We start from the raw sequence: 16,431 nt of genomic DNA, 5'->3' as shown, positions 1-16,431 counted from the left end.
AACGAGCGCGGCGCCGACGGCCGTAACGAGCGCAACGCCGATGGCGTTGAGACCCGTGGCGAAAGGCCAGCACGCGGCGAGCGTGCAGAACGCGGCGAACGCAATGTGGAACAACGCGGTGAAGGTGGTCGCAGCGAGGGTGGTCGCGAAGGACGCGGCCCACGCCAAGACCGCAACCGCGGTGGACGCGGTGAAGATCAAGCTAACCTCGACAACAACGCCACACCTGAAGCGCAAGCCGAAGCACGAGCCAAAGCACGCAACGAGCGCATGGCCCGCGAAGAACGCGGCGAAAGCACTGAAGGCGGTCAAGGAGGTCAAGGCCGTCGCGAACGCAGCCCACGCGGCGAACGCAACGACGACCGCCGCGAACGCAGCCCTCGCCAAGACGAAAACGGCAATTCAGAAGCCTTGCCGCTCGACAACGCGGCAAGCACAGACGGCCAAGCGCCACAAACCGAAGAGAACGGTGGCGAGCGTCGTGAGCGCCGCTCACGAGACCGTTACGGCCGTGACCGCCGCGAGCGTGGTGATCGCGCACCGCGTGAAGAAGGCTCTGCAGATCAAGCCGACAACGGCCAAGCTACTGAGCGCGACCACACGTCAAACGAGCAAACGCCGCAAGAAGCTCGTGAGCCACGCCAACCACGTGAATCACGTGAGCCTCGTGAGCAACGTGGTGAACGTGCCGAGCGTCCAGAACGCCAAGAACGCAACGAGCGATCTGACCGTTCAGACCGCGCCCCTCGTCAAGCACCGCGTGAAGAAGCACAAGCTACAGCGCCAGCGGCCCAAGCCCCTGCACGCCAAGGCATGCCGCACATTCAAGCCTTCACATTGCCTTTGGCACAGATGCAAGCAGTTGCACAAGGCAGCGGTTTGGAATGGGTCAACTCCAATCCAGACAGCATTGCCGCCGTGCAAGCCGCCATTGCAGCCGAGCCCAAGCCCGTGCATGTGCCGCGTGAGCGCGCACCGCTGGTGATCTCGGACGAAGGCCCACTGGTGTTGGTTGAGACCCGCAAAGATCTGTAAACAAACAGACGCCCCGCAAGGGGTGGCGAGCTTCGCAAAAAAAGGCCTAGAAAAAATCTAGGCCTTTTTTGTTGGTGCTGACTATGCAACTCTATGCAGCCACTTCAACCGGCAATGTCAACCGGCCACTTCAGCGGCCCGCTTCCAGCACAAATGGGCGCGCGGCGTGTCTTCTTTTTGCTCAGCCAGTTGCGCCAAGGTGCGCCAAGCTTGACGCTTCATATCAGCATGGGTGAGTTGCGGTGCTACTTGCTCCAACATCTGCTGCGCCTTGCCCCAAAGGGCGTGATGCCAACACACCATGCCTGCCAAGTACTGCAACTCCAACCAGCGTGGATAAGTTTGACGAGCGCGGTCGATGCTGGCCAGCCACTCGGGGTCGGGGGGCAACAACGCCAAAGCGCGCGCCAGAGTTTGGGCGACGCGCTCACGGATGGCAGGCGTGCAGCTGTCGGGATGCTGCACCATGCGGTTCCACAAAGGTGTAAGCCAAGGCATCACGGCGGCGGCTTCGCCGCTGAGCTTGAGCATGCGTTGTGCTGCGTGCAGCACCACTTCGGGCTGGTTGCGCTCAGCGGTCTCCAAGCCGTCCCACGCGCGTTGCAACTGGGCGCTGTCATGGGCGTCGTTCAAGCTGGCCACGGCTAACTCGCGCAACAAGTTTTGCGCGGCGGCTTCGGAGAACGCACCATGCTTTGCCAGCAAACGTGCCGTATCCAAGGCCAAGGTGTGCTGTTGGTCCAAGCGTGTGGCTTTGAGGCGCATGCGAAGCGCAAGGGTGCGGCGCGCGGGGCCGTGACGCAAACCATCCAACCAACGCAAGGCCTCGGGCGCATCATGGTCGCCCAAGGCCCATCGGGCCGCGCCCAAATAGGCCGATTCCATCGCGGCTTCCACCGCGTCATCTTTTTGGTCATGATCCAAGGCCATGACAGATTGCAGATGCGACACACGGGCATCTCGATCACGCAAGGCGTGTGCGCTTTCTGCCGCGACCAAATGCGACAAAGCACGCAGCTGTTGCGTGTGCCGCAAAGGGGCGTCATCTGCGGTTCGCACGGAGGTCAGCAAGGCCTCCAAAGCCAATGCTTTTTCAGCCGATTTCACGGCGCGCACATAGCGGCCACTCCACAACTCTGACAGCGCGTCTAACAGCGCCGCATGCATGGCGCGCTCTTTTTGCTGCAAGCGCCAACGGCGGGCTTGGTGAGGCAATTCAAACAAAGCTGACATGGCACGCCATGCCAAGTGCAGCATGACAAACAACACCACCAGCACCAACAACACCAAATTCAACGAGAGGTCCACGCGGTGTGGTGACCAAAACACCGTCACCGTGCTTTGGTTGCCCCCTGCTAACAAGGCTGATGCCACCGCCACACCGAACAAGGCCACAAACCACAGCGCGGCTTTCATGTCAGCGCCCCGCTGCAGCAGTGGTGAGGGCCGCGATGGTGTCGTCCACACGCGGAATCTCGATTTGCTTGGACTGCGCCAACACCTCACGCGCAAGCGCCAAAGTAGTTTGGCCTTGACGGGTTTGCATGTCGAAGTACTGGGCCAAATCGTCGTTGGCCTGCTTCATGTCGGACTGCACCACATCAAAGTGACGGGCCAGCAAACCCAAGCGGGCATTGAGCAAACGCAACTTAAGGTTTTCGCGCACAAAGTAACTTTGGTCAGGCGCAAGCATGCTGGCTTCGGGCTTGTCGATGCGGCTCACGCGAATCAGATTTTGCGCATCGCTCCAAATATCAGACAGCACTTTCTCCCACCAACTCATGCTGATCGCCTTGGCCCAACTGGTGGCGGGCACGGCTTGCACTGGTTTTTCTTTGTTGACAACACCCACCGCGTTGAGCAAAGGCAAGGCATCCACCGCACGCACCAGCTCATCGAGCTTGAACAGCAGTGCCGGTGTGTCGGCCACCGAGGTGGCCTTGATGCGTTCGATGTCTCGGGTCACAGCACGCAGCACAGGCGCCAAGCGCGGCTGCGCCACTTTGGTCAAACGTTGCTCGGCCGAGTTAAGCGCGGCCAACAAAGGCTGCACGCTGCCAGTGAGCTGCGCTTGTTGCTGCGCCAAGCGAATGGCGGACTCGATATCCACCACCAAGTTTTCGTCACGCGAGCGCGAGAGACTTTGCATCAGGTCTTCGAGTTGGCTGCGCTGCAGCGCCACTTCGCTGAGCTTGGCGTCGGTCACTGACAAACGGGCTGCAGTTTCACGCGCCAGCTCTTCAGCTTGTTTGGATGTGACACGCGCTTCCACAGCTTGGCTGCCCGTGTCAGCGCTTTGGCGTGCCAGTTGTTCTTGGATGCCCGAGAGCTTGGCCCACATCAGACCCGATCCCACGGCGCCCACCACGGCCAAGACGCCGATGCCGCGGGCGAACCACTTGCTGGTGTCTGTGCTGGTGTCATTGAACTCAGTCGCGCTAGCAAGCGGCTCAGTCGTAGGGCCCAAAGGCGGGAGGTTGGAGGTGTCGTCGTGCGCTGGCTTCATGCCAGAGATTCTAATGAGACTAATAAGTCTGGCAGAGACGGCTTAGACATGTGAATCTCGCCAAAACCCAAGGCCTGCGCTGTTTGGGCAATGCGGGGATGGGTAGCCATACCGCGGGCTTGGGCCCAGCTTTGTGTAGGCAAGATAGATGCAAGGTTTTCAATGGCTTGCGAGCTACTAAAACACCACAGACTAGCGTCGTTAGCAGCTTGAACGGCTTGCGCTTTTTGCAGGCTGGACCAAGTGGCTGTGCGGCGCTCATAAGCCACCACAAACTGGGCTGATGCGCCAGCGGCTTGCAGCTGCTGGGCCAGCCAATCGCGGCCTGTGCCGTTTAGCGCGGCGTTGGGATGGGTATCCCCATCTTGACCACGCACAATCAACACAGGCTTGCTGCCCGCTTGCACTTGAACCGACACGCGTTGCCACAAGGCCTCGGAGTCAAATTGCGCTGCATCAGCGGCAGGGCTGTCGATCAGCGCCTCGGGCACCCCCGCTTGCAGCAAGGCTTTGTGTGTGCCTGGGCCGGTCGCCCAGCAGCGCGGGCCTCTGGTCCAAGTGGACCTAACAGGCTGGCAGTCAAAGAAATAGCGCACAGCCTGGGCACTGACAAACATCACGGCTTGAAATTCGGGCCACTGGGCCCACGCTTGCATCACAGGCTGGATATCCGTGACGGGGCCAACTTCGATCAAAGGCAACGCCAGAGCTTCGTGGCCGGCGGCTTGCAACGCCTCCACCCACGCTTGCGCATCGCCTGCGGGTCGGGTGATGACAACGCGCATGGCAGGCAGCGCAGCTTAGTGGGCGCCTTGGGCGCGCAACTGGGTGGCCACCGATTCGCCCAACAAATTAGCAGCGTCGCGTGAAGCGGGGTCAGCTGCATCCAAGACTTGCTTGACTTCGGCGCGCAACAACACCGGTGCGCCCGATGGATCGCCCCAAGCAGCTTGCAAGTGCAGCACACCATCGGTCAACGTGGCGTGGGCGGCCAACGGCATCGAACAGCTGCCACCCATGGCGCGGCTCACGGCACGCTCGGCGGTCACGGTCAGCCATGTGGCGGCATCGGCCAACGGGGCCAAGGCTTGGGCCACATCGGCACGGTTGCTGCGCACTTCAATGCCCAACGCGCCCTGCCCTGCGGCGGGCAACATTTCGGTGGTTTCAAAAATGTGGCGAATACGCTCGCCCAGACCCAAACGCTTTAAACCCGCAGCGGCCAACACAATGCCGTCGTACTGACCTTCGTCAAGTTTGCGTAAACGGGTGTCGAGGTTGCCGCGCAAAGGCTCGATCTTCAAATCGGGGCGCAAGGCACGTAGCAGCACTGTGCGTCGCAGGCTAGAAGTGCCTACCACCGCGCCTTGCGGCAAATCATTCAGGTGTGCGTAAGTGGACGACACCCATGCATCACGCGGGTCTTCGCGCTCCATGACACAAGCGAGGTCAAAGCCTTCGGGCAAATCCATAGGCACGTCTTTGAGCGAATGCACGGCCAAGTTGGCACGGCCTTCTTCGAGCGCCACTTCGAGTTCTTTCACAAACAGGCCCTTGCCGCCTACTTTGCTCAAAGAACGATCCAAAATTTGGTCGCCTTGTGTAGTCATACCCAGCAGCGACACGCTGTGGCCAAGGGCCAGCAGCAAAGCTTGAACGTGCTCGGCTTGCCACATGGCCAAACGGCTTTCGCGGGTGGCGATGGTCAGGGAAACGGGGGATGTGGAGGAAGTGGACAAAACAAAACTCGCTTCTTGTGAGCCACAAACTAGGTGGCGAAATCAATTACAGCAAATGTTAGCAGGCGAGCCTAATAGTTAAGTCGCCGCCAGCCCGATAAAATTCCCCTCCTATGACAAACCAACTCGACAAAAAATCCCAAGCGTGGTCCGCCCTGTTTTCTGAACCGATGAGCGAGTTGGTCAAGCGCTACACCGCCAGCGTGTTCTTTGATCAACGCTTGTGGCAAGCCGACATCACGGCCAGTTTGGCCCACGCCGAGATGCTGGGGCATCAAGGCATCATCGGCAAAGACGACCAAGCCGCCATTGAAAAAGGCATGGCGCAAATTTGGACTGAAATCGAATCAGGTCAGTTCGAGTGGAAGCTCGACTTGGAAGACGTACACCTCAACATCGAAGCCCGCCTCACCCAGCTGGTAGGCGACGCGGGCAAGCGCCTGCACACAGGACGCAGCCGCAACGATCAAGTGGCCACCGACGTCCGCCTCTGGTTACGCAGCGAGATGGACCTGATCACGACACTGTTGGTGGATTTGCAAAAGTCACTTGTGGAAGTGGCCGAGAAAAACGTCGAGGTCATCATGCCCGGCTTTACCCACTTGCAAGTGGCGCAGCCCGTGAGCTTTGCACACCACCTTTTGGCCTACGTGGAAATGTTTGCACGCGACGCCGAGCGCATGGGCGACGTGCGCCGCCGCACCAACCGCCTGCCATTGGGTAGCGCCGCTTTGGCCGGCACCACCTACCCGCTGGACCGCGAACGCGTGGCCCGTACGCTGGGCATGGTGGACGCAAACGGCGAGCCGCAAGTCTGCCAAAACAGCTTGGACGGCGTGAGCGACCGCGACTTCGCCATTGAATTCACTGCCGCCGCTTCGCTTTGCATGGTGCACATCAGCCGCATGTCAGAAGAGTTGATTTTGTGGATGAGCCAAAACTTTGGCTTCATCAAAATTGCCGACCGCTTCACCACCGGCAGCTCCATCATGCCGCAGAAGAAAAACCCCGATGTACCCGAACTCGCACGCGGTAAATCAGGTCGCGTGTTTGGCCACCTGATGGGCCTGCTAACCCTGATGAAGGGCCAGCCCTTGGCCTACAACAAAGACAATCAAGAAGACAAAGAGCCTTTGTTTGACACGGTGGACACACTCAAAGACACGCTGCGCATCTTCAGCGAAATGATTGGTGGCCAAGTCAACCCTGCCACGGGCCAAAAAGAAGGCGGAATCACCGTCAACGCCCAAGCCATGGAAGACGCAGCCAAAAAAGGCTTTGCCACCGCCACCGACTTGGCCGATTACTTGGTGAAAAAAGGCCAGCCCTTTCGTGATGCCCACGAAACCGTGGCCCACGCTGTCAAGGCCGCTGCAAGCCACAACTGCGACTTGTCAGAGCTGCCACTTGAAGTGCTGCAAAGCTTTCACCCCGCCATCGAAAAAGATGTTTACGACTGCTTAAGCCTGCATGGCTCACTCAATGCCCGCAACACCTTGGGCGGCACAGCGCCTGTACAGGTAAGGGCGCAAATTGCGCGACATCACCGACGACTGGCTTCAACACCAACAAGGTGATTGCCACGCCCAAGACCCGTTGCGGCCCAACACTGGAACAAACAGGTCACAGCGGGCTAAACGTATCGATAAGCATTGCTTATTTTCCATTTAACGGTTAATTCATAAAATCCAACAAATAGAACTTTAAGTCTAATAAAATATTGAAATGCCCTATGCATTTCGATTATTAAGTTATCTTTATTTACAAAAAGTTCAAGGTTTGCTAAGCCTTTTGTGGCTGATCGCTTTCAGTAACGCACAAGCCTTCAATGAATTGCCAGAGGGGAAATGGTCTTATCAAGTTGGCGTAGACAGTTGGAGCCTTAACGCATCTGTAGCAAAAGACCCAGAACCTTGGAACGCACAAAACACCAATTTGCTATTGCCCAATGCTGCAACCAAATGGCCTTACGAGGCAACCTCAGCATTCACAAGTGTCAGTGGCAGTCAGCAAGTCAGCAAAAGCACCTATTTGAGCTTGAAGGCAAGAGCTGACCAAACTGTAGGTTTAAGGCTAGATGAAGCCATGCTTCAACATCACCTTTCCCCTTCATTAGGGTTGAGATTGGGCGTGGTCAATTACAAAACCAGCTGGTGTCGCTCTTACGAACCCGACAGCGGATGGATACGAGAAGTCGAGACAATTTGCGTCACCAAAGGACTTCAAGACGTCACAGGTGGTGCACCAGGGTTGCAGATTTTCACGAACCAAACCTGGGGAGCCTATTTGGTCCAGAGCCAAGTTGGCCTGTATCGACCGCTGGCACTCGGTTACGCACCAAGAGAATTTGGAAATTATTTTCCGAGCCCAAATTTCAAAGTGACAAAAAATAACAAAGTGGGTTTCAATGTCAACGTGCTGAACCTTGAGACAGCCATCGAAGGACGTTTGTCATACATCCACGCAAATCAACGCGCCTATCTTCCAGAGTCCGACATCCTCGGGGACGTACCGCAAGTGTCTGAGATGTGGTTCTGGGGCTTGAGTGCTCCATTAACTCCACGACTCTCTGCAAGGCTGACGCAACTCATGCAAAAGCAGCGCATTGAATGTTGGTCCCCCTTAAATTCGGGAAATTGGTGCAATTTAAAAGTAGTTCAAAAAAAGAGCGCAACAACTATAGAACTGGCCTACGCCAGCAGTTCGCTTGATTTACTGTCATTTGGCTGGAGTCAAACCACTTTTGACACAGGCAGGGATTTCTTCTTGGCTGATGGCAGTTTTGTTACTCAAGACCAACCCTTCTACATTGAGACCCGTCAATTGGGGGCAGCTTGGCGACACGACTGGCGAGCGGGACTTTTTAGCGTCCTTCAAGTCATTCAAGCCAAGCAAAAGAACGGCTTTGACGACCTGAACTTCGCCTCCCGGGGCTACGCCATCGGCCTTCGCGTGGGTTATCAGTTCTAACTGTTAAATTTTTTTCATCCCCCCTGTCGCAAGCTTCACAGGCTTCCCCCACACCTCGGGCTACGATATGTCTCAAATATAGGAGACACCCCCATGCCCGTGATTACCAACATTGAAGACTTGCGCGTTTTGGCTGAAAAACGCGTGCCTCGCATGTTCTATGACTATGCCGACTCTGGCAGTTGGACCGAGGGTACCTACCGTGCTAATGAAGCGGATTTTCAAAAGATCAAGCTGCGTCAGCGTGTAGCGGTGAACATGGAAAACCGCAGCCTCGCCACCCAGATGGTGGGCCTCGATGTGAAGATGCCCGTGGCCATCGCCCCAGTAGGTCTGACCGGTATGCAAAGCGCCGACGGCGAAATCAAAGCGGCCCGTGCTGCCGAAAAATTTGGCATCCCTTTCATTTTGTCCACCATGAGCATTTGCTCGATGGAAGACGTGGCAGCTCACACCACGGCCCCCTTCATCTACCAGCTCTACATGATGCGCGACCGCGAAGCTATGGCCAACATGATTGAGCGCGCCCGCAAAGTCAAGTGCAGCGCCTTGGTGCTGACGCTCGATTTGCAAGTGATCGGCCAACGCCACAAAGATTTGAAAAATGGCCTGACCGCACCCCCCAGCCCGACCATTGCCAACATCATCAACCTGATGACCAAGCCGCGCTGGTGCTTGGGTATGGCCGGCACACGCCGTCACACCTTTGGCAACTTGGTGGGCCACGTCAAGGGCGTGAGCAACATGAAGTCGCTCTCCTCATGGACTAACGAACAGTTTGACCCGCGCTTGTCTTGGGAAGACGTGGCATGGGTCAAAGCCCAATGGGGCGGCAAGCTCATCCTCAAAGGTATTCAAGACGTGGAAGACGCCAAACTGGCCGTGCAAAGCGGCGCAGACGCGATTGTGGTGAGCAACCACGGCGGTCGCCAGTTAGACGGCGCACAGTCCAGCATCGAAGCGCTGCCCGCCATCGTGGCCGCTGTGGGCGAACAGATTGAGGTGTGGATGGACGGCGGCATTCGTTCGGGCCAAGACGTGCTGAAAGCTTGGGCCTTGGGCGCACGCGGCGTTTTGATTGGCCGAGCAGCAGTTTACGGACTGGGGGCAATGGGCGAAGAAGGCGTCACCAAAGCGCTGCAAATCATCCACAAAGAGCTGGATGTCACCATGGCGTTTTGTGGCCACACCAGCATACAAAACGTGAACACCAACATCTTGCTGCCGGGCACGTTTCCCACCGCCTGAGCGGTTGACTCAGGCACACTCAGGGGATGCTTGAAACCACCACACCCTCCACAACTTCCCCCGACACATCCACCGGCGTTAGCGCTTGGTGGCGGGCTCTGAGTATTTTTTTAATCTTGGTGGTGTTCATCGGCTGGGCGTTAGGCGCCAGCATGTTTGAGCAGTTCAAGTCGCAAATTCACCACTTAGAAGCTAAGCTGGTAGAAATTCCGCAAGTGCGAGAGGTGTCGGTGCTGCTGGACGAGGCGCAAGCGCCCGCCCTGCTTCTGACCTACGACCCAAAAAATCAAAAGCTGCAAGTGCAGCGCTTGAACGAGGTCAAAGAAGGCCGCGGACAAAGCTTGCATGTATGGGCGATTACCGATGACGACACGCCCCGTTTGCTGGGTGTGCTAACCAACAAATACAAAACTCAGCAGCTCGATGTGCCCACCCAAGCGCTTGAAAGCGCTCGCAGTTTGGGCATCAGCGTGGAAAACAAAGACCGCGGCCCTTACCTAGGCAAGCCGCAACAGCCTTGGCTATTTAAAGGCTGGCTGGTCCAAAAAGCGATTTAAGCCCTCATGCGCCGTATCGCGCACCTAGACATGGATGCGTTTTACGCGTCCGTCGAACTGCTGCGCTACCCGCAGCTCAAAGGCTTACCCGTGGTCATTGGCGGGGGCCGTCGCCGCATTGACGACATGATGGATCGCCTGCGTGAGGCACACCCCGACTACGCCTGGTCAGAAGACAAGCTGCACGAAATACCGCTCGATTTTTTTCCACGCATCGCCGGCTACACGGGGCGCGGTGTCATCACCACCGCCACTTACGCGGCTCGACAGTTTGGCGTGGGCTCCGCCATGGGGGTGATGAAAGCCGCCAAGCTCTGCCCCGATGCCATTCTGCTGCCCGTGGACTTTGACCAATACCGTCATTACTCGCAGCGCTTCAAAACCATCATCAGCGACATCTCGCCGCTGATGGAAAACCGCGGCGTAGACGAGGTGTACATCGACTTTACCGATGTACCCGGCGGTCAACGCGAAGGCGGACGCGTGTTGGCACGGCTGATTCAAAAAGCCATCTTTGACGACACAGGCCTGACCTGCTCGGTGGGCGTAGCGCCCAACAAATTGTTGGCCAAAATGGCGAGCGAGTTCAACAAGCCCAATGGCATTTCCATCGTTCACCCCGAAGATTTGGAACACATAATTTGGCCCCTGCCATGCCGCAAGATCAATGGCATTGGCCCCAAGGCTGAAGCCAAACTAGCCTCGCATGACATTCGCACCATTGGCGAATTAGCCCAACACGACCGCGTGTGGCTGATGCAGCACTTTGGCAAAAGCTACGGCGCGTGGCTGCACGATGCTGCCCACGGCAAAGACGACCGCCCTGTTGAAACCGAAAGCGAGCCCGTCAGCATCAGCCGCGAAACCACGTTTGAGCAAGACCTTCATGCTGTGCGTGACCGAGAAGCACTGAGCGCCATCTTCACCAAGTTGTGCGAACAAGTGGCCGCCGACTTGCAGCGAAAAGGCTATGTGGGCAAAACCATCGGCATCAAGCTGCGTTACGACAACTTTCAAAGCGTCACGCGAGACCAAACGCTTGGCAGTTATGCCAACCAAGCCCAAGCCATTCGGGCGGCAGCAGGCCAGTGCCTCAAGCGTGTGGACCTCTCGCGCCGCTTGCGATTGCTGGGCGTTCGCGTGGGCTCGCTGATGAAGCTTGAAGACTGGCAAGCGCAAGGTTTAAAGGCAGAAGAAGCGCCCAGTCAGCCCTACACAGAATCTTTGTTTGGGGATGATTTACCACAAAAGTTTTAAGCAAAAACCTCAGGCGAGAATAACAAAATTAACCTCAGGGGATTTTGAAAATGCATGCCCTCAAACGACATCTATTTGAACTTCTGTTTATCGCATGCTTGGGTACCGGTGTAGCCAACGCCGCCTGTTTGGGCGACCAAAACAGCACCAAGGTCTACGCCTTCGATGTGGTGCCACAGCTGACAGCTGCCAAAATTTACACCACGTGGTCACCCCTACTTCAGCGCGTAGGCCAAGATGCCGGCTTGTGTTTTGAGTTGCGTTTGTCTGCCAGCATCCCCGAGTTTGAGCAAAAACTGCTCAAAGGCGAGCCCGAGTTTGTGTTTCTCAACCCGTATCACGCGGTGCTCGCTAACCAAAAGAAAAAGTACCAACCCTTGCTGGCTGACAGCGAAGATTTACTGACGGGCATCTTGGTGGTGCGCGCAGACAGCCCCATCAAAAGCTTGGATGAACTCAAGGGCAAAAACATTTCTTTCCCCGCCCCCAATTCTTTTGCTGCTTCACTGGTTATACGCGCGGAATTGGCCAAAAGAAAGATCGACATCAACCCCGTGTTTGTCAAAACACACAGCAATGTGTACCGATCAGTTATTGGCAAAGATGCCGTCGCTGGCGGCGGTGTGAACAACACGCTTGACAATGAAGCCTCCGAAGTACGCCAACAACTGCGCGTACTGTTTGAAACACAGGCCTACACCCCGCATCCCGTGGCCACGCACCCCTCCGTCCCAGCTGCTGTTCGCGAACGTTTTTTAAAAGCCATGCTCAAACTGACGCAAGACGAAGAGGGTCGCAAGCTGCTAGAAGGCATCAACCTCAGCAAGCCTCAATCCGTCACTTATGCCAAGCACTACAAGCCATTGGAGTCCATGCAACTTGAAAAGTTTTTGGTCTTAGCGGCGCCGTGACATGTCGCAACGCCTGAGCATCTCAGATTGGAAAAGCATCAAGCCCGCTCTCTTGATTGGGCTAGCTTTGGCGTTGCTGCAAATTGGTTCGGGTTTGGTGACGTATCACCAATCCAAAAATATTCTGTGGGAAGGTAAGTTCCAAACCGCCCAAAGCCTCACAGACGGTCTTGTGGTTGCGGTGGCTGATCAAGTGGTGCTCAAAGACTACGCGGCCTTGGAGTCGCGCATTGCACAAACCATGTCTAACGAACAGGTCGCATCGGCCTTGTTGATCGACCTCACAGGCAAAGTGCTGACCCACCTCAAACGCGAACCCAAGCAAGACCCGCGCTTGATGTTTGAACCTAGCAATTTACCCCCGCCCGCAATCCAACAAACCACCCTGCAGCAGCATGATGAGCAATTCATCACCACTTGGAACAAAGTGAGTTTGGGGCAAGATTTGGGGTGGGTTCGTGTGCAAACGTACAGCGAATTAGACCGTGCCGAGTTGATGAGTTTGCGCCAGCAAACCTTGATGTTGTCAGCGCTGGCGGTGGTGTCGGGCATCATCATTTTGGGTATTTTTTTGTGGCGCACCTATTTTGTGGTGGTGCAGCGGGAACACCAAATCGAGGTCAAGTTAGACGAGGCCACGCAGCGTTTGATGCAATCTGAAAAATTGGCATCACTGGGTGAGTTGGCGGCAGGGGTAGCGCATGAAATCAACAATCCCGTGGGCTACGTGTCGTCAAACCTTCACACGCTGCAAAAGTACTTGAGCATCTTTGATCGCGTGTTGGATGCGCCCGAAGTCAACACCAGCGAGATGGCAGCACTTAAGCAAAAGCACAAATATGCGTTGATCCGGAACGAAATCCACACCTTGATGAATGAAACTCTCGAGGGCTTGACACGTGTCAAGACCATCATTCAAGACCTGAAAGACTACGCCCGCACCAATGCCTCGGGCCACTATGTGGCCGCAGACATTCACAACGGCCTCAAATCGACTCTGAACATTGCGCGCAACCAACTCAAAAATCGGGCTGATGTGCGCATGTCTTTGGGTAATTTGCCCATGATCGAATGCTCTCCCTCACAAATCGACCAAGTTTTTTTAAACATCATTGTCAACGCTGCTCAGGCCATGCCTGAGGACAAGCGAGGACTGATTCACATCAAAACCAGTTGCAATAAGGAACAGGCTTGGATCGACATCGAAGACAACGGCCCTGGAATGACTGCCGCCGTTTTAGAAAAAATATTTGATCCTTTTTTCACCACCAAAGCTCCGGGCAAGGGCACGGGGCTTGGGCTGTCTGTCTCTCTCAGCATCATTCAGCAACACGGGGGCACACTCAGCGCCACCAGCACAGTGGGTGTTGGCACAACATTCAGAATCACACTTCCCATCAAACGCCATTTGGCCTAAGGATGACCATGACCGCCCACAACGAATCATTTGATGCCAGCCAGTACAAGGTGTTGTGCGTTGACGATGAACCCAATATTTTGTCTTCACTGCGCAGAATGTTGTCTCTCGAAGGCTTCGAAGTATTCACGGCTGAGAGCGGTGCTCAGGCCTTGGGGCAACTCGCGAAACAGCCCATTCATGTGATCATCTCTGACATGCAAATGCCACACATGGATGGCGCAGAGCTGCTCGAAAAAGTCACCCAGCAGTGGCCACAAACCATGCGGCTGTTGTTGACTGGGGCTTCAGATGTGACAGGTGCGATTGACGCCATCAACCAGGGCGCGATTTACCGCTACATCGCCAAACCTTGGAATGATGAGGAACTGCTCAGCACCATCAAATCGGCCATTGTGTATGGCACGGTGGTGAATGAGCACGATCGACTGCAAGCCCTCACTGAGGCGCAAAAAGAGTCGCTCAATGAAATGGTGGACACGCTCGAGTCGCGCGTCAAAGAGCGCACCAAAGATTTGCGTGACGCCTACGTGGCGTCGATCAAATCGTTCTCAAATTTGCTGGAACTGCGCCGTCCAGACTTGTTGCCGCACTCGCGCCGCGTGGCCACCTTGTCAATGAAAATGGCCAAGTTGGCAGGCTTGGATGAGGACGCGTGCCAATCCATCTTCATCGCCGGCTTGCTGCATGACATCGGCAAAATTGGTTTGAGCGATCGAGTTTTGAACACCAAATTCGTCGAACTGCCCCTTTCAGATGCCAAGGTTTACCGCACACACGCCACCATGGGCGAAGCCACCTTAAGTGCGCTACCGGACATGAAAGAAGTGGCGGCCATCATTCGCTCCCACCACGAGTACTTCAATGGCACTGGTTTTCCAGATGCGCTCAAAGGCGATGCCATCCCCATTGGCGCTCGGATCGTGGCCATTGTGGAGGCCTTTGAAGAGTTGCAATCGGGCGATTACGCCAAAGCCCAAAGCACACCTGCAGATGCGGTGCGTGTCATCACCAGCAATCGGGGCATTTTGTTTTGCCCTGTGATGGCCGACCTTTTTGTCAAGGCGCTTCGCGTCGGTTGAGTGGGCAGCGACCTTTCGTAAGGGTCATTGGCGTGCGGTTCGCACGTTGGGTGGCATGGCTTGCGGGTGACTGGTGCGCCAAGGGTTGATGTCCAGCCCGCCGCGACGGGTGTAACGCGCATACACCTCAAGGCGCAACGGCTTGCAACGGCGCGTGATGTCCATGAAGATGCGCTCCACACATTGCTCATGAAACTCGTTGTGGTTTCTAAAACTCACGATGTAGCGCAGCAAACCCGCTTGGTCAATTTGTGGTCCGGTGTAGCTAATTCGCACACTGCCCCAATCGGGCTGACCGGTGACCAAACAATTACTTTTGAGTAAATTGCTGGTCAAAGTTTCGGTGGTCGGCGCTTCGTTGAAAGTGGCGGTGAGCAACTCAGGATTGGGGTGGTATTGGTCGCACTCCAAATCTAAGCGGTCCACGCTCAAGCCGTCCAGTTCATGCACGGGTTCGCGATCAAAGTTGTCGGGCAGCACCAGTTGCACACCCACGCTGGATTTGACGGGCTCGCCATGCCAAATGGCTGCGCTCAGGTCTTGGCGCAGGCGAGCTTTGAGATCGGCGATGTCATCGATGCGCGTGTTGTTGAAGCTGTTTAAGTAAAGCTTGAACGACTTGCTCTCGACGATGTGCGTCGACTCAGCCGGCACGGTGATGCGTGCCAACGCCACTTGCGGCTTGCCGCGTGTGTTGAGCCAGCTCAACTCATACGCCGTCCACAAGTCTGCGCCAAAAAATGGGGGCTGTGCGGGCACGCCAATTTCATCTCGCTTGGCTAGGCGCGGAATAGGAAACAGCAAAGACGCATCGTATTGGTCCACATACGACGACGACTTTCCCAGCTGAGATTGTTCAGGGGTGTTCATTTGCATCAGTCCAATTTGCGACGAAACACTTTGCGGTCTGGCTCGGAGACGGCTGCATCAAACGCGTAGCCTTCGAGGTTGAAACCCTCCAAGCCTTTGGGTGTTTTGAGTTGATGAGTGACGGCAAAGCGCGTCATCAAGCCACGCGCACGCTTGGCGTTAAAGCTGATGATTTTGTATTTGCCGCCTTTGTAGTCTTCAAACACGCACTCAATCACACGGGCTTTAAGGGCCTTGCGGTCTACCGATTTGAAATACTCTTGCGAGGCGAGGTTGACGATGATGGGCTCTTGCTCGGCACTCAGGCGCTCGTTCAAATAGTTGGCAATCTGCGCGCCCCAAAATTTGTACAGGTTGTTGCCCTTGTCGTTGGCCAAGGAAGTGCCCATTTCTAATCGATAGGGTTGCATCCAATCAAGGGGGCGTAGCACGCCATAAAGGCCACTCAGAATTGCCACATGCGCTTGTGCCCAGTCCAAATCTTTGGCCTTCAGGGTCTTGGCATCCAGGCCTTCGTACACATCACCATTGAAAGCCAGCACGGCTTGTTTGGCGTTTTTTGCTGTGAACTTCGTGCTCCAAGCTTGGTAACGCGCCACATTTAGACTGGCAAGTGCATCACTCAAATCCATCAAACTGGCAATTTCTTGAGGAGATTTCTCTTGCAAGATGTCGATCAATTCAGCCGACTGCTTCACAAACAAAGGCTGCGTGTGAGGCACCTCACTTGAGGGGGTGTCGTAATCAAGGGCTTTGGCAGGGGAGAGTAAGAACAACATTGTTGAAATAGGCCTTTGCAAGGAAGCCTGAATTATCGGGGGATGCGTCGCCATCCCCTA

The 16,431-nt window shown here is 55.9% G+C and carries 14 protein-coding genes and 1 pseudogene; 9 read left to right on the top strand and 6 right to left on the bottom strand.

Annotated elements, in window-relative coordinates:
- Positions 1 to 1,035: pseudogene (locus tag ABWP81_RS02160) on the top strand (Rne/Rng family ribonuclease); the annotation flags it as partial.
- A gap of 117 nt (positions 1,036 to 1,152) precedes the next feature.
- Here ABWP81_RS02160 and ABWP81_RS02155 read toward each other — a convergent pair.
- The 4 genes from ABWP81_RS02155 to hemC are packed head-to-tail and all read right to left on the bottom strand — an operon-like array spanning position 1,153 to position 5,280.
- Positions 1,153 to 2,451, bottom strand: coding sequence for a heme biosynthesis protein HemY (locus ABWP81_RS02155; protein WP_353138859.1), 1,299 nt, complete (start codon positions 2,449 to 2,451; stop codon positions 1,153 to 1,155).
- A 1-nt stretch (position 2,452) separates the two neighbouring features.
- Positions 2,453 to 3,541 (bottom strand): uroporphyrinogen-III C-methyltransferase, encoded by a 1,089-nt coding sequence (locus tag ABWP81_RS02150; RefSeq protein WP_353131717.1) that lies wholly within the window; start codon positions 3,539 to 3,541, stop codon positions 2,453 to 2,455.
- On the bottom strand, positions 3,538 to 4,326 hold the full coding sequence (locus ABWP81_RS02145; RefSeq protein ID WP_353138857.1) for a uroporphyrinogen-III synthase: 789 nt from the start codon (positions 4,324 to 4,326) through the stop codon (positions 3,538 to 3,540). The genes ABWP81_RS02150 and ABWP81_RS02145 overlap by 4 nt, the downstream gene beginning before the upstream one ends.
- A 15-nt stretch (positions 4,327 to 4,341) precedes the next feature.
- Positions 4,342 to 5,280 carry a hydroxymethylbilane synthase gene (gene hemC / locus ABWP81_RS02140; protein ID WP_353138854.1) on the bottom strand — a complete coding sequence of 313 codons (939 nt, stop codon included), beginning with the start codon at positions 5,278 to 5,280 and terminating at the stop codon, positions 4,342 to 4,344.
- Positions 5,281 to 5,393: 113 nt separating this feature from the next.
- Here hemC and argH point away from each other — a divergent pair, with 113 nt between their 5' ends.
- The 8 genes from argH to nosR all read left to right on the top strand — a co-directional run bounded on the left by argH (position 5,394) and on the right by nosR (position 14,722).
- A complete protein-coding gene (gene argH, locus ABWP81_RS02135) occupies positions 5,394 to 6,857 on the top strand; it encodes an argininosuccinate lyase (RefSeq protein ID WP_353138851.1) in 1,464 nt (487 codons plus the stop codon).
- A gap of 148 nt (positions 6,858 to 7,005) precedes the next feature.
- On the top strand, positions 7,006 to 8,250 hold the full coding sequence (locus ABWP81_RS02130; RefSeq protein ID WP_353138848.1) for a hypothetical protein: 1,245 nt from the start codon (positions 7,006 to 7,008) through the stop codon (positions 8,248 to 8,250).
- A gap of 93 nt (positions 8,251 to 8,343) precedes the next feature.
- Positions 8,344 to 9,498 (top strand): alpha-hydroxy acid oxidase, encoded by a 1,155-nt coding sequence (locus tag ABWP81_RS02125; RefSeq protein WP_353138845.1) that lies wholly within the window; start codon positions 8,344 to 8,346, stop codon positions 9,496 to 9,498.
- A gap of 26 nt (positions 9,499 to 9,524) precedes the next feature.
- Positions 9,525 to 10,055, top strand: coding sequence for an anti-sigma factor domain-containing protein (locus ABWP81_RS02120; protein WP_353138842.1), 531 nt, complete (start codon positions 9,525 to 9,527; stop codon positions 10,053 to 10,055).
- A gap of 6 nt (positions 10,056 to 10,061) precedes the next feature.
- Positions 10,062 to 11,312, top strand: coding sequence for a DNA polymerase IV (dinB, locus tag ABWP81_RS02115; RefSeq protein ID WP_353138839.1), 1,251 nt, complete (start codon positions 10,062 to 10,064; stop codon positions 11,310 to 11,312).
- Positions 11,313 to 11,362: 50 nt separating this feature from the next.
- Positions 11,363 to 12,223 carry a phosphate/phosphite/phosphonate ABC transporter substrate-binding protein gene (locus ABWP81_RS02110; protein ID WP_353138836.1) on the top strand — a complete coding sequence of 287 codons (861 nt, stop codon included), beginning with the start codon at positions 11,363 to 11,365 and terminating at the stop codon, positions 12,221 to 12,223.
- 1 nt (position 12,224) lies between these two features.
- Entirely contained in the window at positions 12,225 to 13,640 is a 1,416-nt protein-coding gene (locus ABWP81_RS02105; protein ID WP_353138833.1) for a sensor histidine kinase, read from the top strand.
- A gap of 8 nt (positions 13,641 to 13,648) precedes the next feature.
- Complete coding sequence (nosR, locus tag ABWP81_RS02100; protein ID WP_353138830.1) at positions 13,649 to 14,722, top strand: response regulator c-di-GMP phosphodiesterase, NosR family; 1,074 nt, start codon at positions 13,649 to 13,651, stop codon at positions 14,720 to 14,722.
- Between the two features lie 24 nt (positions 14,723 to 14,746).
- On the opposite strand, the gene queF is transcribed toward nosR, so the two are convergent.
- Together queF and yaaA are read right to left on the bottom strand one after the other, a co-directional pair.
- Positions 14,747 to 15,592 carry an NADPH-dependent 7-cyano-7-deazaguanine reductase QueF gene (queF, locus tag ABWP81_RS02095; RefSeq protein ID WP_353138827.1) on the bottom strand — a complete coding sequence of 282 codons (846 nt, stop codon included), beginning with the start codon at positions 15,590 to 15,592 and terminating at the stop codon, positions 14,747 to 14,749.
- Positions 15,593 to 15,597: 5 nt separating this feature from the next.
- Positions 15,598 to 16,371 carry a peroxide stress protein YaaA gene (gene yaaA / locus ABWP81_RS02090; protein ID WP_353136616.1) on the bottom strand — a complete coding sequence of 258 codons (774 nt, stop codon included), beginning with the start codon at positions 16,369 to 16,371 and terminating at the stop codon, positions 15,598 to 15,600.
- Positions 16,372 to 16,431 lie beyond the last annotated feature (60 nt).

Origin of the sequence: Limnohabitans sp. (assembly GCF_040401135.1) — a bacterium.
Lineage (GTDB): Bacteria > Pseudomonadota > Gammaproteobacteria > Burkholderiales > Burkholderiaceae_C > Limnohabitans.
The sequence above is the reverse complement of the archived record's forward strand: the minus strand, read 5'-3'. Positions and strand labels throughout refer to the sequence as shown.